This is a genomic window from Serratia sp. A07 (genome assembly GCF_058725505.1).
Genome location: NZ_JBZXDO010000002.1, coordinates 168783 through 188807, shown reverse-complemented (window position 1 = coordinate 188807; position 20025 = coordinate 168783). Strand labels below are relative to the sequence as shown.

Sequence of the window (20025 nt, the reverse complement as noted above, 5' to 3'; positions counted from 1 at the left end):
GCGTCCGGCTTTTTTGTTTTTATTTTCCCGCCAACGAATGCCCCCGCTTGCCTTGCAAAACAAACGGGTCTACATGTATAGCTTTCCCCCCGAGCGGAATCAGCCATGCATAACGACGGACGCTTCGACTACCACAACGCCCTGCGCTACAGCAGCAACGAACTGGCAAACATCCTCAACCACTGTTTTGAAAACTACATCGTGCGCTTCGTGCTCGACGGACCGACCTTCGCCGCCCGCTTCGGCGCTGAGGATCTCAGCCTGAACGACAGCCTGATCGTCACCCACCGCCATGAACCGGTGGCGGTGGCGCTGATCGCCCGCCGCGGCCGGCACAGCCGGATTGCGGCCTTTTCCGTGCGCCCGGAGATGCGCGGCCAGGGGCTGGGCAAGGCGCTGATGCAGCGGCTGGTGGCGGATGCCCGCCACCGCGGCGACCGACGGCTGTCGCTGGAAGTGATCGAAGGCAACGAAGCCGCGCTGGCGTTGTATCATCGCGCCGGGCTGCGCATCGTGCGCACCCTGACCGGCCATCAGGCGCCGGCGGAAGCGCCGCCAGGCACGGCGGCGCTGCAGGCAGTCGATCCGCTGACCGTCAGCCATCGCCTGACGGCGGAAGGCGCCACCGACCTGCCCTGGCTGATCGCCCCCGAATCGCTGTTCAAGCTGCCGGGCAAACCGCAGGCCTATACGCTCAATCGTCAAGCCTACGCCGTGGTGATGCCCGGCGCCGAGCACTGCTGGCTGCGCCTGATCTACGTGCCGCCGCAGCACCGCGGCCAGGGGCATGCGCGCGCCTTGCTGGCCGCCCTGCAAACGCGGTTCGCCCCTTTGCCGCTGACCGCCAACGTCTTTGTGCCCGAGGTGGCGGCCCCCTTCTTTACGCATCTTGGCTGGCGGCAGGATCCCCTGCGCCAGTTCGAGATGGATATGCTGCTGGACAGCCCACAAGAATAAAACCGAGAGAGATAACGATGGCAGGAAAACAGGCAAGGAAACTCACCCTCGGCGCGGCGGTCGGCGTCGCGCTGCTGACGTTGGCCGGTTGCGCGCAGCCGCCGCACACCGACGCCCAGGCCCAGCAACGGCTGGCGGATCAGTCGGTGCTGGCGGTGAACTGGTTCCAACAGTCCGGCGAATACCAGGCGTTGGCGCATCAGGCGTTCAACAGCGCGCAGCGCGCCTTCGATCAGGCCAAGGCCGCGCCGGGCCGTAAAAAGGCGGTGGTGGTCGATCTGGATGAAACCATGCTGGACAACAGCGCCTACTCCGGCTGGCAGGCGCAGCAGGGCCAGCCGTACGACGGCGCCACCTGGGCCCAATGGACGCAGGCCGAACAGGCCGGCGCGGTGCCGGGCGCGGTGTCGTTTGCCCGTTACGTTAATACCCATCAGGGGACGATGTTCTACGTATCGAACCGCAAGCAGAGCGAGTACGCCGCCACGGTGGCCAACATGCAGAAGCTCGGTTTCACCGGCATGTCGGAAAAGACCGTGCTGCTCAGCACCGACACCTCCAATAAGCAGGCGCGCTTCGACGCCATCAAACAAGCCGGCTATGACATCGTGGTGTACGCGGGCGATAACCTGAACGACTTCGGCGCCGCGACTTACCACAAGGACAATGCGCAGCGCCGGGCATTCGTCAGCGAGAACCAGGGCAAGTTCGGCACCGAATACATCGTGCTGCCCAACCCGATGTACGGCGATTGGGAAAGCGGGCTGGCCCGCGATTACAACAAGCTGACGCCGCAGCAGAAGCTGCAGGTGCGCCAGCAGGCGATCAAAGCCTGGCGCGGGCGCTAAGCCTCACAGCAGTTTGTACATATAGCAGGTGGCTTCCAACGCCCCGCCGTCGCTGGCGCGGGCGTATTGTGGGATGTCACCTGCCGCTTCGAACCCCAATTGGCAGTACAACCCCTGCGCCGCGCTGCCGCTCAGGGTATCCAGCACCAACAGGCTGCGGCGATGACGCGCCGCCAGCGCCTGCACTTCCTGCATCAACAGCCGCGCGACGCCCTGCCGCCGCGCCTGCGGGTGCACCATCAGCTTGACCACTTCCGCCCGGTGGCGGCCATTGTCCGGCATCGCCAACAGCAGCTGCACGGTGCCGACCGGCCGCCCGTTCGCGAGCGCCACCAGCATCGCGCGCTCGCCCCGCGCCAGGGCCGGCAGCAGCCCCTGCCAAAACGCCCGCGCCTGTTCCAGCGTAAAAGGCATGACAAAACCGATGCTGGCGCCGTGCGCCACGCTGGCGTGCAGCATTTCGGCCAGGTCGGCTATGGCGTTGTGCGCTGCGTCGGCGTCCCACTGTTGTAATTCAATCATGGCTATGGCCTGCAGATAACGAGCGTGTAATGGGCCGGCTCATCGCCGGGGACATGGAAACGGGAAGCGCCGAACAGGCGGTAGCGCAGACAATCGCCGGGCGACAGCCGGAAAACGCGCCCTTCCAGCGTCAGCTCCAGCTGCCCGGACAGCAGCCAGAGGTGATGCTCCAGCGCCGGAATCGACGGCAGGTCGTAATCGATCTGCGCGCCGGCATCGAGCCGGGCTTCGATAAATTCGGCCTTATACAGCGCGGCAGGCGGGGAAACGGAGCGACGGTGAAAACCGCTGGCGCGATCGATCCATACCGGCTGTTGCGGCGGCCGCAGCAGCTCCGGCGGTTCGTCTTCGATTTCGCTCAGCAGGCGCGACATGGTCAACCCGTAGGCGGCGCACAGCCGGTTCAGCAGCGACGCCGTCGGGCTGGTTTCGGCGCGCTCCACCCGCGAGAGCGTCGCCCGGCTAAGGCCGGTGCGTTGCGCCAGCGCCTCCAGCGACCACCCCTGCTGCTGGCGCAAATCCGCCAACCGCTGCGCCAACCTCAGGTCAGCCGTCTCCAAACCGTTATCCATCGCTCACACTCCGCCGAAAAATCCCATATAAGAGAAATAATCTCAAATTAGAGATATGGCAAGCGAATTTTAAAAAATGCCGCGCAGCGCGATAAATATCAGCAGGCTCAGCAACACCACCGCCAGCATGTTGCGCAGAAAGAACGCCAATATCACCGCAAACACCGCCCCCCACAGGTAAGGGTTATCCGGCGCGGCGCGCAGCTGGTCGCCGCTGAAGGCGATAATCGGCCCGCAAATGGCCGTCAGCACCGCCGGCACGGAAAAGCTCAGCAGGGTTTTGACGCGCGGCGATAACCGCAGTGGCAATCCCGGCGCCAAAAAGCAGTAGCGGTTGAAGAACACCACCAGCCCCATCAAGACTATCGTCAGCCAGATCATCGGCGCCCCCCGCTGCACAGCAGCCCGACCAGCATCGCCGCCACGGTGGCGATCACCAGTGCGCCCGGCGTCTGGAAATAGTGCAACACAATGGAAAGCAGCAGCGCGGTCAGCACGCAGGCCAACACCGGCAGGCTGCGCACCAGCGGCACCACGATGGCGATAAAGGTGGCGGCGATGGAAAAATCCAGCCCATAACCGTCCAGATCCCCGGCGCTGTCGGCGGCTACGATGCCGAGCAGCGTGGAGAGAAACCAGCACAGGTAAAAGGTCAGCCCGGCGCCCAGCGCATACCAGCGGTCGAAACGCGCCGGCGCCTGTTCGCCGGTCAGCGCAAACAGTTCATCGGTGAGCAAGAATCCCAGGGCCAGCCGCCAGCGTAACGGCAGCGGCGCAATGCGCTCCCGCAGCCGCAGCGCATAGAGAAAATGCTGGGCGGTGACGAAAAAGGTCGACAGCAGGATCGCCAGCAGCCCGGCGCCGCCCTTGATCATGCCCATCGCCACCAGCTGCGCCGCCCCGGCGAACACGATGGCCGACATGCCCAGCCCCTGTGCCGGCGTCAGGCCGTTTTGCAGGGCCATCGAGCCCGCCAGTATGCCCCACGGCACCACCGCCAGGCACAGCGGCAAGATCGCCACCCCACCCTGCAGAGCGGGGCGCAAGCGGGCAGACGGCGGCGTGATGAGGGGGATTGAATCAGTCATGGGCTTCTCCTTTGATTGAAGAAGCCAGCTTACGGCGCAGGCGCACACGGGTATTGCACCCGATTGCCCGGTTATTTCAGCGATTTGACGTAGTCGCCCGGCGTGATGCCCATCGACTTGCGAAAATGGCGGTGGAAATGGCTTTGATCGTGAAAACCGCAGCTCAGCGCGCTGTCCAGCACGCTGCTGCCGGCCTTCAGCATGCCGCGCGCCTTGCGCAGCCGCGCCTGAATTTGATAGGCGTGCGGCGGCAGACCGGTGGCCTGCTGAAACTGCCGCAGCAGGTAATAAGGGCTGAGCGCCACTCGCTCCGCCAGCTCCAGCAGCGAAATGTCCGCCTCGGGGAAATCGTCGAGAAAGGCTTTCACCCGCGCCACCTGGCTTTGCGCCCGGCTCTGCGGCGTGGGATCGATGCGGCTTTTGCCGTGCCGCAGCATCAGCCAGGTCAGCGCCGAGAACACCATGGTCTCTTTCATCAGCCGGTTCTCATCGCTGCGCAGCAGGCTGAACGCCATCCGCAGCTGGCCGGCCAGGCCGACGTCGTGCACCACCGGGTTGGGGAAATAAGGCGTCGCGCCGGCGCCGGTTTTCAGATCGCGCGACAAAAACGCCAGCAGCTCCGGCGTCGGGTACATCGCCTGATACGACCATCCCTCTTCGGTGGCGGAGCTGCCGGTGTGGATGTCGTCGGCGTTGACCAGAATGATGCTGCCCAGCGGCGCCACGTGTTCGCCACCGGTGCGGTAGAAACGCTGGGCGCCGTCGTCGATGACGCCCACGCAGAAGCCTTCATGGCTGTGGCGCGAGAAGGTTTGGCGGCGGTAGGTGGCCTGCAGCACTTCCAGCCCGCCGAGATCGTCGACGTGCATGAAATGGGCCTGTTCCCGGGATGCTTTGCGCGCTGCGCCTTCCACCTTCATCTTGCCTACCTCCGCTGAATGAGCGCCATTCTAGCACTCACGCGAGGGCGGGGTTTGTACAAAATTGCCCGTCTCGGCGCCCGGCGGCGCGATCGCCGCGCACCGCCAGGCGCTGAACACCGCCAGCAGCGGCGCCAGCGCGAACGCCAGGAACAGCCAACGCGCCGCCGACGCCGCGCCCACCGCCCCGCCCGGATCGTTCAGCCCCGCCAGATTGGCCGTCATCCCGGCCAGCGCCGCCCCGAACGCGGTGGCGAACAGCTGCACCGTGGTAATGGAAGCGCCGGCGATGTCTTTGTCCGCCTCAGGCGCCACCTGCAAAATGCGCGTCAGCAGGTGCGGCCAGCCGAAACCGATGCCGAATCCCACCAGCAACAGCGCAATGACGATCGGCGCCAGCGCCTGCCAGTGGCCACCGGACGGCACCGGCATCAGGATCGCCAGCGCCAGCAGCCCCACCAGCACAAACAGCGGCCCGCTGACGATCGCCCGGCGAATACCCGCCCCGCGCCAGCCGGAGCTGAGGATCTCGGACAGCGTCCAGCCGGCGGCCATGGCAGCGGCGATATAGCCGGAGATCAGCGGCGACTGGCCGTGCAGCAGCTGCAGGAAATACGGCACGAAGATCTCGCTGGTCATGCCGATCACCAGCAACGCGGTCGTGATGTAGAGCGCCGCCAACGATGATCCGCGCCGCAGTGCGCCGTGCGGTAACAGACGGGCTCTCGAGTGCGCTTCACGCTTCAGCAGCCAGGCCATCAGCAGCAGCGAGAGCGCGATGCCCGCCAGGTTGATCCAGGCGCTGTGCGCCAGGCTGCCGGCGGACACCACCAGCACCGCCACGGTCAACAGCAGCAGCTGGGCGGCCGGCAACGGCGCGGCCGCCTGCTGCGCTTTGCCCTTGGGCAGGATCAGGAAGGTAAACGCGGCGTACAGCGCCATGATCGGCAGCAGAATGCCGAAGGCCCAACGCCAGGCGTGCAGCTCGGCGAAAATGCCGCCCACCGCCGGCCCCACCAGGGTGGCGATGCCCCACATCGCCGAGATGAGCGCCATGGCGCGCGGCCACAATCGCTGCTCGAACACCAGGTTGATCATCGCGTAGGAGAGCGCAAATATCAGCCCGCCGCCGAAGCCCTGCACCGTGCGGCCGATCAGCATCACCGGCATGCTCGGTGCCAGCGCACACAGCGCCGCCCCGGCGATGAAGAACAGCGAAGCCACCAGATAGGCGCTGCGCGCGCCGTAGCCGCTGAGCAAGCGGGCCGACAGCGCGGAGCCGAGGATCGACGCCACCACGAACAGCGTGGTGTTCCAGGCGTAGAGATCCAGCCCGCCGATATCCTGCACCACCGAGGGCAGAATGGTGGTGGCGACCAGAATATTGATGGCATGCAGCGCTACGCCGAGCGAAAGCGCGATCGCACTGGCCGCATTTTTGCCGGAGAAAAGGTCGCTCCAGCGTCTATCGTCATGGGTTATCACGGTTGTCGTCCTGTTTTCAGAGGAATGGCATTGAGTTGGTCATGAGATTGCGTTAAATTTAACAAGAGATATCTTGGAATAAGTTAGGGCGAGGCGGAGAAATATGTCAAGAATAAACTTGGAAAATAGCGGCAGCACCGCACAATCGGTCAGTGACCGCTTGCTGACGCTATTGAAAACCCGCGGCCCGCAGCAAGCTTCTGACGCAGGAAAGGTGCTCGGCACCACCGGTGAGGCAGCCCGCCAGCAGTTCGTCAAGCTGGCGAAAGAGGGGCTGGTCGAAGCGGTGGCGGAAACGCGCGGCGTGGGCCGCCCGGTGCAGCTGTGGCATTTGACCTCGGCCGGCAACGCACGCTTTCCCGACACCCATGCGGATCTGACGGTGCAGCTGCTGCGCACCGTGCGCGACAAGCTGGGCGAACAGGCGCTCGACGTGCTGATCGAGACCCGCGAGCAGGAAAACCGCATCAACTACAAGCAGGCGATGATCGGCGCCGCCGATCTGCAGGAGCGCGTGGCGCGCCTGACCGAGATCCGCTGCCGCGAAGGCTATATGGCCGAATGGCGCCAGGAAGAGGACGGTACCTATCTGCTGGTGGAAAATCACTGCCCGATCTGCGCCGCCGCCACCGTCTGCCAAGGCTTCTGCCGGGCGGAGTTGAGTATCTTCACCGAAGTGCTGCAGGCGCAGGTAGAGCGCGCCGAACACATTCTGGCCGGCTCGCGGCGCTGCGCCTACCGCATTTCGCTCCTGTAACACCGGTTTTTGCCCACGTTTTCAACCGGTACAGATTATTCTGCTTGTGCACCCCGCACCTTCCCTTCTAAGGTTGAATTAACGAACATTCAGGCAAACAGCGGGCCTCGCGCCCGCCCTGAGAAATCCGCCGGCGCCTGGCGCGCTAGCGGCAGAGTAACCCCACGGGAGTTGAACGATGAAGAAGCCGCATGCCGGATTCTGGCTGGCGACGCTGGGACTGGGCGTCTGCTGGCTGCTGGCGCTGCTGACTCGCGATCGGCTCAACGGCATACTGCTGGCCGGCGCGGCGCTGGCGCTGATTTTTACCCCCGCCGCCCGCCGTAAAGGCGCGGCCCTGGCCGCCTTGGGCGGCATCGGCATGGATGGGCTTTGGAGCTACAGCGGCGTGCTGCACTACAGCGGGCAACACGGCCTGCCGCTCTGGGCCATCGCGCTTTGGATCGGTTTCGGCTGCTGGTGGTATTGGCTGCTGGACGTGGTCAGAGCGGCCCCCTGGCCGCTGGCGGTGCTGGGCGCTGCCGTCGGCCCCTTCGCCTACGCCGTATCCTGGAAGCTAGACGCCTTGCTGCCCGGCGTGCCGCCGGAGTTCATGCTGCTGCTGCTGGCCGTCGGCTGGTCGATTTATCTGCCGGCCGTCAGCTGGCTGCAGTGGAAACGACCGGACAGCTGAACGGCGGGCAGCGGCTGGGAAAAATAATGCCGAAGGCCATTGCTTATCGGTTGCCCGATCGGGTTTACTGAGCGTTCTAATAATAATCATCCCTGCAAAATACAATCCTATGCTTAGCCAACCAAGCCGTAGCGTCCTGCCGTTGATCGGGGCGTTGTTCACGTTATATATCGTTTGGGGTTCCACCTATTTCGTCATTCGCCTCGGCGTCGCGCAGTGGCCGCCACTGATGATGGCTGGCATTCGCTTTCTGACCGCCGGCATCGTGCTGTTCAGCTTCCTGGCCTGGCGCGGCCACGCGCTGCCGACGCCGAAGCAGTGGCTGGCCGCCGGCGTCATCGGCATTCTGCTGCTGGCGGTGGGCAACGGCCTGGTGACGGTAGCGGAGCACCAACACGTACCGTCCGGCATTGCCGCGGTGATGGTGGCGACGGTGCCGCTGTTCACCCTCTGCTTCAGCCTGCTGTGGGGCATGCGCAACACCAAACTGGAATGGGCCGGCATCGCGCTCGGGCTGGTGGGCATCGTGCTGCTCAACACCGGCAACAACCTGGTGGGCAACCCGACCGGCGCGCTGCTCATTTTGCTGGCGTCGGCCAGCTGGGCCTTCGGCTCGGTATTGGGATCGCGCATCTCGCTGCCGGCCGGGCCGATGGCCGGCGCGGCGGAGATGCTGGTCGCCGGCGCGGTGTTATTGGTCGCCAGCCAGCTGAGCGGCGAACACCTGACTCAGATGCCGAGCACCAGCGGCTTTCTGGCGCTGGGGTACCTGATCGTCTTCGGTTCGATGCTGGCGATCAGCGCCTATATGTTTTTGTTGAAGAACGTGCGCCCGGCGGTCGCCACCAGCTACGCCTACGTCAACCCGGTGGTGGCAGTGCTGCTCGGCATCGGCTTTGCCGGCGAATCGCTGGCGCCGCGCGAGTGGCTGGCGCTGGCGATCATCGTGGCGGCGGTGGTGCTGGTGACGCTGGGGAAATACCTGTTCGCCCGCCCGGCCCGCGTGCAGGCCATCGACAGCGAACGGTAGCGATCGCAAAAGGCGGTCTGTGGGCCGCCGTTAAAAACGATTCTTGTTTCACCCGGTGAAGGGGCTATAATTCCCGCTGTTCCAAGCAACCTGCGAAATTATTCCTATGCTGAAAAAAGCGTTCGTCATCGTCATCGCCCTGTGCGCCTTCGGTTCTTTGGGCGGCGTATTTCTCGCCGGGCTGAACATCTACACCCGTTCTACTACCCCGCACGAAGAAAGCGCGCCTGCCGGGGATGCCGCCGCCACGCCGGCGCAAACCGAAACCCTTCAGGCCAAGTGATCGTCCATCCAACGCTGGCAGCGCTGCTGTAAAAAGCGCTGCAGCTGCCTGACGCGTTCCGACACCTGCGAGCGATGCGGGCAGACCAGATTGATCGGCACCGCGTCGCTGCGCCATTCCGGCAGCAGTTGCACCAGCCGCCCGGCGCGAATATCCGCCACCACGTCGATCGCCGACTTGCGCACCACCCCGTGGCCGGCCAGCGCCCAGCGCCGCGCGATCTCGCCGTCATCGGTAAAATAGCTGCCGTTCAGCGGCACTTCGACCAGCTCCTCACCGCGCCATAGCCGCCATTCCACCTGCCGTTTGCCACTGGGTTGATACACCAGAATGCTGTGCCGGGCCAGATCGGCCGGCGTTTGCGGCACGCCATGCCGCCGCAGGTAATCTGGGCTGGCGCAGATCAACCGCCGGTGCTGCGGCAAAATAGGCAGCGCCACCAGTGAAGAGTCGGCCAGCGGCCCGAAACGCAACGCCACGTCCACCGGTTCGCGGAACAGATCGGCCTGCCGATCGTTGATCAGGAGCTGCAGCTGAATATGCGGATGCTGTTGCCGGAACTCGTCCAGCCAGCCTAACAGCAGATTACGGCCGAAATCCGACGGCGCTGAAATCTGCAGCACCCCAGACAGCCCCTGATGCTTTTCGCGGATCGCCTGCTCCCCTTCAGCCAACGCGCCCAGCGCCAGGCGCGCGCTGTCGAGATAGCGGGCGCCCTCCTCCGTCAACCGCAGGCTGCGGGTGGAACGCACCAGCAGCCGCGCGCCCAGCTGCTGTTCCAGCCTTTTCACCGCGATGCTGGCCGCCGCCGGCGTTATATCCAGCGCGCGCGCCGCGGCGGAAAAACTGCCGCCGTCCACCGTGCGGACAAACACCTCGAGATCGACAAATGAGGTCATCAGCTCCCCTCCTTTAGCGCCATCGATTATTAATATTAATTTACAAGTGTTTGCTATTAGGCGGGGTTTTTTCCTCATTTTCAATCAGGAAAGATAGATCCCGTTGAAACTTACCCTAAAAGAGGCCTTAACATGGCGATTCCCGATTCCCCACTGAAACGACAAAAACTGGTGATCCTGGGCGGCACCAGCGGCATTGGCGCCGCGGTGGCCTACGCGGCGGCGGCGCGCGGCGCTGAAGTGGTGCTGGCTTCGCGCCGCCTGCCCCACGCCAGGGAGAAGAACGACGCGCTGCGCCTGATGCAGGCCGATCTGACCGATGAAGCGTCGCTGCACGCGCTGTTTGCCGCCGTCGGCGCTTTCGACCATTTGGTGATCACCGCCGGGCCGCTGGTGGAGGCCAAGCCGCTGGCGGAGACCACCCTGGAACGGGCGCAGGCCGACTTCAACGTCAAATTTTGGGGCAGTTTGCGCGCGGTGCAGGCGGCGCTGCCGACGCTGGCGCCACAGGGCTCCATCACCCTGACTTCCGGCCAGCTGTCGCGTAAATATCTCGGCGGTCAGCTGATCAAAACCGCCATCAACGCCGCGCTGGAAGCGGCCGGCAAGCAGCTGGCGAAGGAGCTGGCGCCGCGGCGGGTGAACGTGGTCAGCCCCGGCATCACCGCCACCGAAGCCTACGACGGCATGAGCGCCGCGCAGCGTCAGGCGCTGTTCGAACGGGTTGGCGGCAGCCTGCCTGTCGGCAGGGTCGGCCAGGCGGCCGACGTCGCGGCGGGTTACCTGCTGGCGATGGAGAACGGCTTCGTGACCGGCAGCGTGATCGACATCGACGGCGGCGGCCTGTTGTAACGGCGGCTAGAGCGCCGTCACGCCCTGCGCGGCGGCCTGCTGTTCCAGCACGGTGATAATCTGGTAGGCCGAACGCGGCACCAGGCTGAAATCGCCGATCAGCAGGCGGTCGCTGACCGCCTCATCCAGCATCGCCCGGGCGCCGGCGCGCAGGATTTCCACCTGTTCCGGCGGCGTACCCGCCGCGGTGATCAGCGGCAGACCGGGCACCGCCGCCGTGCGGCCGATGATTTTCAGCCCCTCCAGTGCCTGCGGCTGCGCGCGACGCAGCAGTTCCATGCTGATCGAATCGATGGCGGCGATATCCGCCTGCCCGCTGCGGATCAGCTTCAGCGACTGATAATGCGCGCCGGAGGCCATCGCCGCACCGAAGAATTTCCCGTCCTGCGCCAACGGCGCGATCAGCGCGCGCAGGCCGTTGTAGCCGGACTGGGAATCGGTGCTGTTATAAGCCACCGTCCGGCCGCGAAAATCCGCCAGCCGTTCGCCGGGATCGCCCGCACGCACCACCAGCCAACTGCGGTAATTCGGCCCGTCGCACCCTTCAACCCGGTAATGGTAGGTGCCGATCAGCTGCACCTGCGACAGGGTGCTGACCAACGGATAACCGCAGGTTTGGCTGAGCAGCAGATCGTCGCGCCGCCAGTGCTGCGCCAGATCGTCCGGCCAGCTGAGCCGCTCCGGCGCCGCCGGCAGCCCCAGCCGCAGCAGCTTGTCGCGCAATACCTGCCAGAAGGATTCGGCCTGCTCCCGGCCAACGCCGTACATCGGTAGAGACACCTGCATCATTTCCCCCTTATCCCGCCGGAGTGGTCGCCAGCGTCTGCTGACGCCAGGCGGTGAGATAACGCACCCAACGTTCGAACAGCATATCGGTGATAATAGCCAACAACGCCACCACCGCCGCGCCCTGGATCACATAGGCGGTGTTAAACCCGCTCAGACCGATGATGATCGGCGAGCCGAGGGTTTTGGTGCCGACGGTGGAAGCGATGGCCGCCGTGCCGATGTTGATGATCACCGACGTGCGGATCCCGGCGACGATCACCGGCGCCGCCAGCGGCAGTTCGACCCGCCACAGAATTTGCCAGGCGCTCATCCCCACGCCGCGGGCAATCTCGCGCGTGGCGGGCGGCACCGATTCGATGCCCGCCAGCGTGCCCTGCAGGATCGGCAGCAGGCCGTACAGCACCAGCGCAATGATCGCCGGCTGTTCGCTGAAGCCCATCACCGGCACCGCTACCGCCAGCACCGCCACCGGCGGGAAGGTCTGCCCCACCGCCACCACCGTTTCCACCAGCGAACGAAACTCCCGACCGCTGCGCCGGGTGACGGCCACGCCGGCCGCCACGCCGAGAGCCACCGCGATCAGGCTGGAGATCGCCACCAGCGACAGGTGCGCCCCCACCAGCGCGATAAAGCTGTCCTGCTGATAAATGGGCCGCTCCAGATCGGGGAACCAGGCGGCGAACAGGCCGCGCAGATGATCCATGCCGAACACCAGCGCCAACAGCAGCGCCAGCGTCCAGGGCAGCGGATCGCGCAACAGGCGCCAGACGCGCCCGCTCATGACAGCGCCTGCCCGGCGATCAGATCGTTAAAGTGCAACACCCCCAACGCTTCGCCCCGTTCATCCACCACCGGCAGGCAGTCGCTGCCGCGCGCCACAAACACCGACAGCGCCTCGCGCAGGCTCATGGCGGCGGCGATCGGTTCGCCCTCGGCGGCGCCGGGCCGCACCCGCTCCGCCACCGTTCCCAGCGACAGCAGCTTGATGCCGCGATCGCTGCGCCCGAAGAAATCCCGCACGAAGTCGTTGGCCGGCGCGGTCAGCAGCGCCAGCGGCGTGCCCTGTTGCACCACCCGCCCCTGATCGAGCAGCACCAGGCGATCCGCCAAGCCCAGCGCTTCATCGATGTCGTGCGTCACCAGCACGATGGTGCGGCCGGAGAGCTGATGGATGCGCGCGATCTCCGCCTGCAGCGCCGCACGGGTGACCGGATCCAGCGCGCCGAACGGTTCGTCCATCAGCAACACCTCGGGATCGGCGGCCAGCGCGCGCGCTACCCCCACCCGCTGCTGCTGCCCGCCGGACAGCTGATGCGGGTAGCGGCGACGAAACAGATCCGGCTCCAGATGCAACAGCTCCAGCAGTTCGGTCACCCGATCGCGAATGCGCGCGCGCGGCCATTTCAGCAGCTGCGGCACGGTGGCGATGTTCTCCTCCACCGTCCAGTGCGGGAACAGGCCGATCGACTGGATCGCATAGCCCATGCGCCGCCGCAGATCCTGCGGGTTGAACGACTGGATCTCTTCGCCGGCAAAGAGAATCTTGCCCCGATCGTGTTCGATCAGGCGATTGATCATTTTTAACGTCGTGGACTTGCCGGAACCCGAGGTGCCGATCAGCACGGTGAATTCGCCCTCGGCGATGTGCAGCGTGAGATCGTCCACCGCCGGCTTGCCCTGAAAAATTTTGCTGACTTGCTCAAAGTGAATCATCGGCGCGATACGTCCAGGATTGAAACCCAAAATTTAAACAGCGAATCGACGATGACCGCCATCATGACCACCGGGATCACCCCCAGCAGAACCAGATCCAGCGCACTGCTGAGCAGCCCCTGGAACACGATGGCGCCAAAGCCGCCGGCGCCGATCAGCGCCGCCACCACCGCCATACCGACGGTTTGCACCGCCAGGATGCGCACGCCGGTCAGAAACAGCGGCAGCGCCAACGGCAGCTGCACGCGCAGGAAGATCTGCCCGCGCGTCAGACCCATGCCGGTGGCGGATTCGATCACCCCGGCCGGCACGCTTTGCAGCCCCGCCACCACGCTGCGCACCAGCGGCAACAGCGCGTACAGCACCAGCGCCACGATCGCCGGTGCCATGCCGATGCCGCTGACGCCGTGCTCCGCCAGCCAGGGCACCGCCGTCGCCAGCCCCGCCAATGGCGCAATCAGCAGGCCGAACAGCGCGATGGACGGCACGGTCTGGATAATGTTCAGCGCGGAGAAAATCGGCCGCTGCCAGCGTTCGGAGCGAAAACACAGCACCCCGAGCGGCACGCCGATCGCCAGCGCCGGCGCCATCGTCGCCAGCAGAATCGTCAGGTGCTGCAGCAGCGCGGCGTCAAACACCTCCTGGCGATTGTGGTACTCCTTCAGCAGCGACAGCTGATCGAGCTGATGCCCGAACAGCAGCAGCGCCGGCGGCACCAGCACCAGCGCGTTGCCGAGCATGCGCCACAGGTGCGACGCGGTGAGGCGCGCCATGGCGTCGGCGGCGATCAGCAGGCTCAGCGCCATCGTCAGCCAGCATCCGCTGCCCCAGGAGGTGCGCGCCAGGCGCGATCCCTCTTGCGCCAAACGTTCAGCAGCCTGCCCGCTGATCCAGAAGGCCAGCGTCAGCACCCCGCAGGCGGCCAGCGCCGCCAGCAGCGCCCGCCCCCGCGTCGGCGGCAAAAGGCTGAGGATCGCCAACGCCGCCAGCGGCAACAGCAGCCACAGCGCCGGGCCGTGCAGCAGGGAGAACAAGGAGAGGCTTTTGCCCGACAACAGGCGATTGGGGGCATAACTGAGGAACGGCAGGCCAAACGCGGCCAGCAGCAACAGCATGAACAGCGTCAACAAGACGCGATGTTTTACGGCGATAGTCAAAGAAACGCTCCGGCTCCCTCGGTTTACCCCCTCTCCCGACGGCAGAGGGGGCACCTCGGCATTATCCCTTAACAAACCCTTTCTCTTTCAGGTAAGCGGCCGCCACCTGTTTGGCGTCCTGGCCTTCCACGGCGATCTGCGCGTTGAGTTTTTGCAGCGTCGGCCCGTCCAGCGAGGCGAATACCGGCTTCAGCAGCTCAGGCAGATTGGCGTGCGCCTTCAGCGCCGCTTCGCGCACGATCGGCGCCGGTGCGTAGATCGGCTGTACGCCTTTCGGGTCCGCCAGCGTCTGCAGCCCCAGCGCCGCCACCGGGCCATCGGTGCCGTAGGCCATCGCCGCGTTGACGCCGGAGGTCTGCTCCGCCGCCGCCTTGATGGTCACCGCCGTGTCACCGCCGGCCAGGGACAGCAGCTGATCCTGATTCAGTTTGAAACCGTAGGCGTTCTGGAACGCCGGCAGTGCATCCGGCCGCTCGATAAATTCCGCCGAGGCCGCCAGCTTGAACTTGCCGCCGCCGTTGATCCACTTGCCGAGATCCGACAGCGTCTTCAGATGGTTGGCCTCCGCCACGTCCTGACGAATGGCGATGGTCCAGGTGTTGTTGGCCGGCGCCGCATCCAGCCAGACGATTTTGTTTTTGTCGTAGTCGAGCTGCTTCACCTTCTCGAAGCCGGCCTGGGCGTTCTTCCACGCCGGATCTTTCTCATCGGAGAAGAAAAACGCGCCGTTGCCGGTGTATTCCGGGTAGATGTCGATCTCGCCGGAGGTGATGGCGCCGCGCAGCACCTTGGTGGTGCCGAGCTGCAGCTTGTTGGTGGTCTTGATGCCGTTGGCTTCCAGCACCTGCACGATGAGGTTGCCGAGCAGCGAACCTTCGGTATCGATCTTGGAGCCGACGCGCACCGAGTCGGCCGCCTGCGCCAGACCGCCGGTGGCCAGCAGGGCCAGCGCGACGGCAAAGGAACGTCCGCGTGATAAGGTGATTGCCATACTTTTCCTCTGGTTATATGTTTTCCGGCTCATGGGCCGGTTAGGTTGGAAAATCCTGAGAAACACGCTTCCAGCGCGCAATAAATTTTTCCGTCGGCAGGGCATCGCCTTCTCCCTGCGGTTCATCGGCGCGCAACGGATGCACGCCAACGTCGATCGGCGTCAGGGCGTAATCGCGCAGCCACTCGCCGTAGCCCTGCGCGACAAATCCCTGGCTGCGCCGCTGATACGCCTCACGCTCCGCCAGATAGACTTCGCGCAAACCGTACCAGGGCAGGCCGGGCAGATCGTGATGCACTAAATGGTAGTTCAGATTGAGAAACAGCAGCCGCCACGGCCAGCCCGCCTCATTAATAATAGAACGTGCCTGCGGTGCGTCCACGGCGCGATGCTCAAAAAACGATCTTACCTTGGTCAGCGCCAGCGCCGGGTAGCTGATGGCCAGCAGGTAAAACGCCGCACCGATACCCTGCGCCTGCAGCCAGTTCAGCAATATCACCAACAGCGACAGGTGCACTCCCCACATCATCCAGGTACGCCACTCCCCAGAGGCAAGCGCTTTCACCGCCCCGGCCAGGGTCGCGGCGATATCCAACGCCGGGCCGAGGAGCACCCGGCCGATCAGCGTATTGCGCACGGCGGTCAGCAGCGGCAACAGGCGGGGATAGCGCCGCCACTGCGCGGCGCTGAAGTAATAGCTTTCGGGATCTTCGTGCGGATCGGTCAGGTGGTCGTTGCGGTGGTGGCGCAGATGCGAATCGCGATACAGCCCATAGGGATACCACACCGCCAGCGGCAACAGGCCGAACAGCTGATTGACGCGCGGCCAGCGCGTCGGATGGCCGTGGATCAGCTCGTGTTGCAACGACAGGTACCAGGTGGTCAGGAGAATCAACAGCGGCGCGCCAAGCCACGGGCCCAGCGTTTGCCATTCCAGCGCCACGCCGAACCAGCCGCCGTACACCGCCGCCATGATCCCCCAGGTGGGCAATTCCATTCGCCAATAGCGGCGCCGATAAAGCTGCCTGATTCGTTCGCGCTGTTCGGGGTGCAAATAGTGGGCATGGGACATGCTGCGGCTCGCGGTGAGAGATTTTCTCCCAGTATCCGCGAGCCGTAGCGGCGTTCAAAATAACGAAAATGGCAAAGCTAAGTGAAAATTCAGCGGGTTGCGTACGCGGCCTGCGGTTCGCAGGCCACCGGGAAATTCACCGAGTTGGCGATAAAGCACAGGTGATGCGCCTTCTCGTGCAGCTGTTGCGCCAGTTGCAGATCGTCGCCGTCGCGCACCGTGACCTGCGGCCGCAGCGTCACCGAGGTGAAAAAGCCGCCGCGCGCCGCGTCTTCACGCATCACCCCGGCGGCGTTGTCCTGATAGGCCAGTACGGAAATGCCCGAGGTGGCGCACAGATGCAGATACCATAATTTGTGACAGGCGCTGAGCGAAGCCACCAGCAAATCTTCCGGGTTCCAGCGCGTTGCGTCGCCGCGGAAGGCCGGATCGGCGGAGCCGGCGATGTCTGCCTTGCCCGCGGCGCCGATCAGGTGATCGCGCCCGTAGGCGCGGTAATCCTCGGTGCCTGCGCCCAAATTCCCCTGCCAGGTGACCGCCACCTGATAATGATGTTCGCCTTTCATGCCTTTTTCTCCCGTTGGCCAGCCAATGCAACCTCGTCTTGAGACGTGCCCGGAAAACACTATTGGTGGAAAAGCGTGAATACGCAAACGGCGAAACGAGAAAAAACGGGCCGCGCAGGCGGCCCGTCGGTCACATCCCTTCAGGGAACGAAATCGAGCACCACGGCGTTGAACAGCGCGTACTCGGTGGCGGTGGCCATCGGCGGAAACTGCGCGTGCTGCACCGCCGCACTCGCCGCTGAGCACAGGGGCGCGTCGCCTCTTACGATCTTGCTGCTCGCCAGCTTGCCGTCCGGCCGTAGCCGAATGCTGATGGTGCAGCGTTGGCCGCGCGCGCGTTCCGGCAAACGCAGCTCGCGGCTCACCGCGTTATGCACCCGCACCGGATAGCTGAGCGGCGCCGTGGCCTGCGCCTCGGCCTGCGGCTCCGGCAACGGGATGCCGGCCTGACGCCCGGCTCCGCAGCCGCTCAGCAGCAACAGCGCCAACAGGCTTAGTGTCTTTTTCATTCCCTATGTCCTTATTGGGGGGATTTATCCTTATCGCGCGGCCCTCACTGCGCCGCCGGGTAAGCCTCGCCGTCATCCGCGTAACGCTGCAGCCGCTCGCGCCACCACTTGGCCGCCAGACCGCTGGCGCTTTCCCGCCAGCCGAAATAGGCAACGTCGCTGCAGCGCTCAGACTCCACGCGTTTCGCCACCAGTTCGCCGCTGTTCAGGTAAGGTTCTGCCAGAGAACGCGGCAGATAGCCGCAGCCCAACCCGGCCAACTGCGCCTGCAGCTTGGCGTCGAAGCCGAAGACCGTCAGCGTATCCTGCTCTTCGAGCAGGTTCAGGCTCTGCGGCGCATTGACCCGCGAGGTATCGCGCACCACCACCGCCCGGTGCTGACGGATTTCGTCCTTCGGCAACGGTTCCGGCAGCGTCGCCAGCGGATGCTGCGGCGCGACGGCGAACACGTAATCCAGCTGCCCCAGCCGGCTGAACGCATAGCCCACCCGCGACGGCGGCTCGCAGATGGCGCCGATGATAATGTCGGCGCAGCCATAAACCAGCGATTCCCAGGAGCCGGCCAGTACCTCGTGGCTGAAACGCAGCCGGGTATGATGATGTTGCCGATAGAACTCGTCGATCAGTGGCAACAGGCGGGCGAACGGGAATGAGGCGTCGATCCCGAGCGTGATCTCGCTTTCCCAGCCGTTCTCCACGTAGCGCGCCTGCTGCTCCAGATCCTGCGCCGCCCGCAGCAACACCCGGCCTTTTTCCAGCATCAGCTTGCCGGTATCGGTGAACTTCGCCCGATGGCCGGAGCGGTCCAGCAGGGTGATGTCGAGATCGTTCTCCAGCTTTTGCACCATATAGCTAAGTGCCGAAGGGGTTTTAAACAGTGCGGCGGCCGCGGCGGCGAAAGATCCGTGCCGGTCCAGCGCGTCCAAAATCAGCAGCGCTTCCAGGTTTAATCTCATGCTTTCTCCCGTGTATAAAAAAACTCAACAAGTCGGCAAAAATTCTGCGGTATCTTTGAAATCGCCCTCTGCCTACCATGCGTTTTATCGGCGTTACACTCATCAGATGTTCAACCGAAATATCACTGGGAAGGTAAATTATGTCCAAGTTTCAACTGCTTGATAAAGACAACTCCGCACTGATTTTTATCGATCATCAACCGCAAATGGCCTTCGGCGTGGCTAATATTGATCGTCAGCAACTGAAAAACAACGTTGTTGGCTTGGCGAAGGCGGGCAAGATTTTCAACGTGCCCACCCTTTTCACCTCGGTAGAAACCGAAAGCTTCAGCGGCTATATCTGGCCGGAACTGCTGGCGGTACACCCTGAAATCACCCCGATTGAACGCACCTCGATGAACTCCTGGGAAGACGCGGCCTTCGTTAAAGCCGTGGAAGCTACCGGCCGCAAAAAGCTGGTGATCTCCGCGCTGTGGACCGAAGTGTGTCTGACCTTCCCGGCACTGATGGCGCTGGAAGCCGGCTATGAAGTGTATGTGGTGACCGACACCTCCGGCGGCACCTCCGTCGATGCGCACGAGCGTTCGATCGACCGCATGGTGCAGGCCGGCGCCGTGCCGGTGACCTGGCAGCAGGTGCTGCTGGAGTACCAGCGCGACTGGGCGCGCAAAGATACCTACGACGCGGTGATGGCGCTGGTGCGCGAACACAGCGGCGCGTACGGCATGGGCGTCGACTACGCTTACACCATGGTGCACCACGCACCGGCTCGCACGGTGAAATAATCCCCTTGCCCCGGCCCTGCGCCGGGGTATTTTCAGGAGTCGGTTTTATGGCCCATCCGCAGCATGTCACGCTGGTGATCACCCACCGTTTGGCGCCGGGGAACGAGCAGGCCTATGAGGCCTGGCTGAACCGCATCATGCCCGACGCCGCGGGCTTCACCGGCCATTTGGGCGTCAACGTGATTCGCCCTTCCGGCGACGAACAGGCCTATACGGTGTTGGTCCGCTTCGACAACCTCGACAACCTGTACCGCTGGATCCACTCGCCGCTGCGCAAGCAATACATCGAAGAAGTCACCCCGCTGCTGCTGGAGAGCGACCATATCGAGATCCGCCCCGGCGCGGAGTTCTGGTTTACCCCGCCCAACCCCGGCGTGCGCCAGCCGCCCCAGTGTAAGCAGTTCATCATCACCCTGCTGGTGATTTTCCCTTCCACCAATCTGGTGCCCTGGTTTTGGGGGTTGGTGCTGCCGCAGCTGGACGGCACGCTGCTCGGCCATTTTCTCAATGACGCCACCGTGGTCGCCCTGGTGGTGTACCTGTGGATGCCTATCGTGACTCGCGTTTTTCATCAATGGCTGACCCGCCGCTAGGCGGTTCG

The 20025-nt window shown here is 64.4% G+C and carries 25 protein-coding genes; 9 read left to right on the top strand and 16 right to left on the bottom strand.

The features are described 5' to 3' along the window. Nucleotides 1–105 precede the first annotated feature (105 nt). Nucleotides 106–957 carry a GNAT family N-acetyltransferase gene (locus tag AC4PR2_RS02870; protein WP_443014427.1) on the top strand — a complete coding sequence of 284 codons (852 nt, stop codon included), beginning with the start codon at nt 106–108 and terminating at the stop codon, nt 955–957. 17 nt (nt 958–974) lie between these two features. After that, the gene (locus AC4PR2_RS02865; RefSeq protein WP_084826592.1) at nt 975–1805 is read left to right on the top strand and encodes a 5'-nucleotidase, lipoprotein e(P4) family; all 831 of its coding nucleotides are present in this window, start codon (nt 975–977) and stop codon (nt 1803–1805) included. A 3-nt stretch (nt 1806–1808) separates the two neighbouring features. Here AC4PR2_RS02865 and AC4PR2_RS02860 read toward each other — a convergent pair whose 3' ends face one another. The 6 genes from AC4PR2_RS02860 to AC4PR2_RS02835 form a co-directional block, all read right to left on the bottom strand. After that, nucleotides 1809–2327, bottom strand: a complete 519-nt coding sequence (locus AC4PR2_RS02860; protein ID WP_060440418.1) for a GNAT family N-acetyltransferase — start codon at nt 2325–2327, stop codon at nt 1809–1811. A gap of 2 nt (nt 2328–2329) precedes the next feature. After that, nucleotides 2330–2899 (bottom strand): helix-turn-helix domain-containing protein, encoded by a 570-nt coding sequence (locus AC4PR2_RS02855; protein ID WP_197801974.1) that lies wholly within the window; start codon nt 2897–2899, stop codon nt 2330–2332. Between the two features lie 69 nt (nt 2900–2968). After that, a complete protein-coding gene (locus tag AC4PR2_RS02850) occupies nt 2969–3280 on the bottom strand; it encodes an AzlD domain-containing protein (protein WP_049200952.1) in 312 nt (103 codons plus the stop codon). Beyond that, nucleotides 3277–3987, bottom strand: coding sequence for an AzlC family ABC transporter permease (locus tag AC4PR2_RS02845; RefSeq protein ID WP_346420225.1), 711 nt, complete (start codon nt 3985–3987; stop codon nt 3277–3279). The genes AC4PR2_RS02850 and AC4PR2_RS02845 overlap by 4 nt, the downstream gene beginning before the upstream one ends. A 71-nt stretch (nt 3988–4058) precedes the next feature. Further along, nucleotides 4059–4907, bottom strand: a complete 849-nt coding sequence (locus tag AC4PR2_RS02840; RefSeq protein WP_049200955.1) for an AraC family transcriptional regulator — start codon at nt 4905–4907, stop codon at nt 4059–4061. A 30-nt stretch (nt 4908–4937) separates the two neighbouring features. Next, entirely contained in the window at nt 4938–6392 is a 1455-nt protein-coding gene (locus AC4PR2_RS02835; RefSeq protein WP_197801980.1) for an MFS transporter, read from the bottom strand. Between the two features lie 103 nt (nt 6393–6495). On the opposite strand from AC4PR2_RS02835, the gene AC4PR2_RS02830 reads away from it, so the two are divergent. The 4 genes from AC4PR2_RS02830 to AC4PR2_RS02815 all read left to right on the top strand — a co-directional run bounded on the left by AC4PR2_RS02830 (nt 6496) and on the right by AC4PR2_RS02815 (nt 9135). Further along, nucleotides 6496–7149: a helix-turn-helix transcriptional regulator gene (locus AC4PR2_RS02830; RefSeq protein WP_060421189.1), complete on the top strand. Its 654-nt coding sequence runs from the start codon at nt 6496–6498 to the stop codon at nt 7147–7149. Between the two features lie 178 nt (nt 7150–7327). Continuing rightward, nucleotides 7328–7822, top strand: coding sequence for a DUF2878 domain-containing protein (locus AC4PR2_RS02825; protein ID WP_197801986.1), 495 nt, complete (start codon nt 7328–7330; stop codon nt 7820–7822). A 109-nt stretch (nt 7823–7931) separates the two neighbouring features. Continuing rightward, nucleotides 7932–8852, top strand: coding sequence for a drug/metabolite exporter YedA (yedA, locus tag AC4PR2_RS02820; RefSeq protein ID WP_197778783.1), 921 nt, complete (start codon nt 7932–7934; stop codon nt 8850–8852). A 106-nt stretch (nt 8853–8958) separates the two neighbouring features. Next, nucleotides 8959–9135: a hypothetical protein gene (locus tag AC4PR2_RS02815; RefSeq protein WP_016928550.1), complete on the top strand. Its 177-nt coding sequence runs from the start codon at nt 8959–8961 to the stop codon at nt 9133–9135. Here the strand turns inward: AC4PR2_RS02815 and AC4PR2_RS02810 are convergent. Then, nucleotides 9123–10034 carry a LysR family transcriptional regulator gene (locus AC4PR2_RS02810; protein ID WP_330113372.1) on the bottom strand — a complete coding sequence of 304 codons (912 nt, stop codon included), beginning with the start codon at nt 10032–10034 and terminating at the stop codon, nt 9123–9125. The genes AC4PR2_RS02815 and AC4PR2_RS02810 overlap by 13 nt on opposite strands. Before the next feature lie 132 nt (nt 10035–10166). Here AC4PR2_RS02810 and AC4PR2_RS02805 point away from each other — a divergent pair, with 132 nt between their 5' ends. After that, nucleotides 10167–10886, top strand: a complete 720-nt coding sequence (locus AC4PR2_RS02805) for an SDR family oxidoreductase (RefSeq protein WP_197801991.1) — start codon at nt 10167–10169, stop codon at nt 10884–10886. 6 nt (nt 10887–10892) lie between these two features. Here the strand turns inward: AC4PR2_RS02805 and AC4PR2_RS02800 are convergent, their stop codons facing one another. The 9 genes from AC4PR2_RS02800 to AC4PR2_RS02760 form a co-directional block, all read right to left on the bottom strand. Beyond that, complete coding sequence (locus tag AC4PR2_RS02800; protein WP_080432947.1) at nt 10893–11654, bottom strand: phosphate/phosphite/phosphonate ABC transporter substrate-binding protein; 762 nt, start codon at nt 11652–11654, stop codon at nt 10893–10895. Nucleotides 11655–11682: 28 nt separating this feature from the next. Continuing rightward, entirely contained in the window at nt 11683–12456 is a 774-nt protein-coding gene (locus AC4PR2_RS02795) for an ABC transporter permease (RefSeq protein ID WP_048233049.1), read from the bottom strand. Beyond that, nucleotides 12453–13388: an ABC transporter ATP-binding protein gene (locus AC4PR2_RS02790; RefSeq protein WP_084826595.1), complete on the bottom strand. Its 936-nt coding sequence runs from the start codon at nt 13386–13388 to the stop codon at nt 12453–12455. The genes AC4PR2_RS02795 and AC4PR2_RS02790 overlap by 4 nt, the downstream gene beginning before the upstream one ends. Further along, on the bottom strand, nt 13385–14545 hold the full coding sequence (locus tag AC4PR2_RS02785; RefSeq protein ID WP_046686654.1) for an ABC transporter permease: 1161 nt from the start codon (nt 14543–14545) through the stop codon (nt 13385–13387). Before AC4PR2_RS02785 ends, AC4PR2_RS02790 begins: the two co-directional genes overlap by 4 nt. Nucleotides 14546–14606: 61 nt before the next feature. Beyond that, nucleotides 14607–15536, bottom strand: coding sequence for a glycine betaine ABC transporter substrate-binding protein OsmF (osmF, locus tag AC4PR2_RS02780; protein WP_047728273.1), 930 nt, complete (start codon nt 15534–15536; stop codon nt 14607–14609). 40 nt (nt 15537–15576) lie between these two features. Further along, the gene (locus AC4PR2_RS02775; RefSeq protein ID WP_197801997.1) at nt 15577–16608 is read right to left on the bottom strand and encodes a fatty acid desaturase; all 1032 of its coding nucleotides are present in this window, start codon (nt 16606–16608) and stop codon (nt 15577–15579) included. An 89-nt stretch (nt 16609–16697) separates the two neighbouring features. After that, nucleotides 16698–17174, bottom strand: coding sequence for an OsmC family protein (locus AC4PR2_RS02770; protein WP_337046426.1), 477 nt, complete (start codon nt 17172–17174; stop codon nt 16698–16700). 140 nt (nt 17175–17314) lie between these two features. After that, entirely contained in the window at nt 17315–17683 is a 369-nt protein-coding gene (locus tag AC4PR2_RS02765; protein ID WP_060440426.1) for a cell envelope integrity TolA C-terminal domain-containing protein, read from the bottom strand. Between the two features lie 44 nt (nt 17684–17727). After that, the gene (locus AC4PR2_RS02760) at nt 17728–18639 is read right to left on the bottom strand and encodes a LysR substrate-binding domain-containing protein (RefSeq protein WP_049200980.1); all 912 of its coding nucleotides are present in this window, start codon (nt 18637–18639) and stop codon (nt 17728–17730) included. Between the two features lie 140 nt (nt 18640–18779). Here AC4PR2_RS02760 and AC4PR2_RS02755 point away from each other — a divergent pair, with 140 nt between their 5' ends. Together AC4PR2_RS02755 and AC4PR2_RS02750 are read left to right on the top strand one after the other, a co-directional pair. Next, nucleotides 18780–19424, top strand: coding sequence for a hydrolase (locus AC4PR2_RS02755; protein WP_004939390.1), 645 nt, complete (start codon nt 18780–18782; stop codon nt 19422–19424). Nucleotides 19425–19471: 47 nt separating this feature from the next. Continuing rightward, nucleotides 19472–20017, top strand: coding sequence for an antibiotic biosynthesis monooxygenase (locus AC4PR2_RS02750; protein ID WP_197802002.1), 546 nt, complete (start codon nt 19472–19474; stop codon nt 20015–20017). The last annotated feature ends 8 nt before the right edge of the window (nt 20018–20025 follow it).

Excerpts from the sequence above, each read along its gene's own strand:
- AC4PR2_RS02755 (WP_004939390.1), top strand. The coding sequence starts at position 18,780 with ATGTCCAAGTTTCAACTGCTTGATAAAGACAACTCCGCACTGATTTTT.
- AC4PR2_RS02845 (WP_346420225.1), bottom strand. The coding sequence starts at position 3,987 with ATGACTGATTCAATCCCCCTCATCACGCCGCCGTCTGCCCGCTTGCGC.
- AC4PR2_RS02750 (WP_197802002.1), top strand. The coding sequence starts at position 19,472 with ATGGCCCATCCGCAGCATGTCACGCTGGTGATCACCCACCGTTTGGCG.
- AC4PR2_RS02825 (WP_197801986.1), top strand. The coding sequence starts at position 7,328 with ATGAAGAAGCCGCATGCCGGATTCTGGCTGGCGACGCTGGGACTGGGC.
- AC4PR2_RS02775 (WP_197801997.1), bottom strand. The coding sequence starts at position 16,608 with ATGTCCCATGCCCACTATTTGCACCCCGAACAGCGCGAACGAATCAGG.
- AC4PR2_RS02850 (WP_049200952.1), bottom strand. The coding sequence starts at position 3,280 with ATGATCTGGCTGACGATAGTCTTGATGGGGCTGGTGGTGTTCTTCAAC.
- AC4PR2_RS02760 (WP_049200980.1), bottom strand. The coding sequence starts at position 18,639 with ATGAGATTAAACCTGGAAGCGCTGCTGATTTTGGACGCGCTGGACCGG.
- AC4PR2_RS02860 (WP_060440418.1), bottom strand. The coding sequence starts at position 2,327 with ATGATTGAATTACAACAGTGGGACGCCGACGCAGCGCACAACGCCATA.
- AC4PR2_RS02865 (WP_084826592.1), top strand. The coding sequence starts at position 975 with ATGGCAGGAAAACAGGCAAGGAAACTCACCCTCGGCGCGGCGGTCGGC.
- osmF (WP_047728273.1), bottom strand. The coding sequence starts at position 15,536 with ATGGCAATCACCTTATCACGCGGACGTTCCTTTGCCGTCGCGCTGGCC.
- AC4PR2_RS02870 (WP_443014427.1), top strand. The coding sequence starts at position 106 with ATGCATAACGACGGACGCTTCGACTACCACAACGCCCTGCGCTACAGC.
- AC4PR2_RS02830 (WP_060421189.1), top strand. The coding sequence starts at position 6,496 with ATGTCAAGAATAAACTTGGAAAATAGCGGCAGCACCGCACAATCGGTC.
- AC4PR2_RS02805 (WP_197801991.1), top strand. The coding sequence starts at position 10,167 with ATGGCGATTCCCGATTCCCCACTGAAACGACAAAAACTGGTGATCCTG.
- AC4PR2_RS02815 (WP_016928550.1), top strand. The coding sequence starts at position 8,959 with ATGCTGAAAAAAGCGTTCGTCATCGTCATCGCCCTGTGCGCCTTCGGT.
- AC4PR2_RS02840 (WP_049200955.1), bottom strand. The coding sequence starts at position 4,907 with ATGAAGGTGGAAGGCGCAGCGCGCAAAGCATCCCGGGAACAGGCCCAT.
- AC4PR2_RS02800 (WP_080432947.1), bottom strand. The coding sequence starts at position 11,654 with ATGTACGGCGTTGGCCGGGAGCAGGCCGAATCCTTCTGGCAGGTATTG.
- AC4PR2_RS02795 (WP_048233049.1), bottom strand. The coding sequence starts at position 12,456 with ATGAGCGGGCGCGTCTGGCGCCTGTTGCGCGATCCGCTGCCCTGGACG.
- AC4PR2_RS02855 (WP_197801974.1), bottom strand. The coding sequence starts at position 2,899 with ATGGATAACGGTTTGGAGACGGCTGACCTGAGGTTGGCGCAGCGGTTG.
- AC4PR2_RS02810 (WP_330113372.1), bottom strand. The coding sequence starts at position 10,034 with ATGACCTCATTTGTCGATCTCGAGGTGTTTGTCCGCACGGTGGACGGC.
- AC4PR2_RS02790 (WP_084826595.1), bottom strand. The coding sequence starts at position 13,388 with ATGATTCACTTTGAGCAAGTCAGCAAAATTTTTCAGGGCAAGCCGGCG.
- AC4PR2_RS02765 (WP_060440426.1), bottom strand. The coding sequence starts at position 17,683 with ATGAAAAAGACACTAAGCCTGTTGGCGCTGTTGCTGCTGAGCGGCTGC.
- yedA (WP_197778783.1), top strand. The coding sequence starts at position 7,932 with ATGCTTAGCCAACCAAGCCGTAGCGTCCTGCCGTTGATCGGGGCGTTG.
- AC4PR2_RS02770 (WP_337046426.1), bottom strand. The coding sequence starts at position 17,174 with ATGAAAGGCGAACATCATTATCAGGTGGCGGTCACCTGGCAGGGGAAT.